Genomic DNA, 991 nt, shown 5'->3' with positions numbered 1-991 from the left:
GGGCTCTTCCTTGCGGCCGAACAGGCTGTCGATGAACGCGCCGACCTGCGCCTGCGCCGGGGCGGCGGGGGCGAGCCACAGCCCGGCGGCGATCAGGGAGCCGGCTGTGCGGGTGCGGCGGCCGATCATCGGCAGAACCTCCTGGGCGCCCCAAGCGGGCGATCCGGCAGAAACGGGATTGGACGGGGCTTAGAGCCCCGCCCTGTGGCGAAGATGCGACGCGAAAGGGCCGCGACCGATCGGATCGCGGCCCTGCGGCGGCCTCACTCGTCGTCGTACATCCCGCTCGAGGCGTGGGGCGCCCCGGCGACCAGGATGTCGCGCTTGCCGGCGTGGTTGGCCGGGCCGACGATGCCCTCGATCTCCATCCGCTCCATGATCGAGGCGGCGCGGTTGTAGCCGATCTGCAGCCGGCGCTGGATGTAGCTGGTGGACGCCTTCTGGTCGCGCAGCACCACCTCGATCGCCTGCTTGTACAGGTCGTCCGACTCGCCGCCGGTCGCCGCCGCGAAGGCGCCGATGTCGAAGACCGGAGCCTCCTCGTCGGAATCCTCGGAGCGCTCGACCTTCTCGGCCTTGGCGCCGCGCCCGGACTTGCCCTCCTTGGCCGGCTCCTCCGGCGAGTCGTCGGTGGTGACGGCGTCGAGGTAGCTCGGGCGGCCCTGGCGCTTGAGGTGGGCGACCACGCTCTCGACCTCGCTGTCCGAGCAGAACGGCCCGTGGACACGGGTCGTGCGCCCGCCGCCGGCCATGAACAGCATGTCGCCCTGGCCGAGCAGCTGCTCGGCGCCCATCTCGCCGAGGATGGTCCGGCTGTCGATCTTGCTGGTGACCTGGAAGGAGATCCGGGTCGGGAAGTTCGCCTTGATCGTGCCGGTGATCACGTCCACCGACGGACGCTGCGTCGCCATGATCAGGTGAATGCCGGCCGCACGCGCCATCTGGGCGAGCCGCTGGATCGCCCCCTCGATGTCCTTGCCCGCCACCATCA

The 991-nt window shown here is 70.8% G+C and carries 1 protein-coding gene and 1 pseudogene; both read right to left on the bottom strand.

Annotation, left to right across the window (positions count from 1 at the left end; translation table 11 throughout):
• Positions 1-129 (bottom strand): annotated as a pseudogene (locus FV233_RS31530) (outer membrane lipoprotein carrier protein LolA); the annotation flags it as partial.
• Positions 130-263: 134 nt separating this feature from the next.
• On the bottom strand, positions 264-991 hold a 728-nt coding region (locus tag FV233_RS29585), incomplete at its 5' end, for a DNA translocase FtsK (RefSeq protein ID WP_147857874.1).

The organism is Methylobacterium sp. WL7 (genome assembly GCF_008040085.1).
In the GTDB taxonomy this organism is placed as follows: Bacteria; Pseudomonadota; Alphaproteobacteria; order Rhizobiales; family Beijerinckiaceae; genus Methylobacterium; species Methylobacterium mesophilicum.
This window is presented reverse-complemented; position numbering and strand designations above follow the sequence as displayed.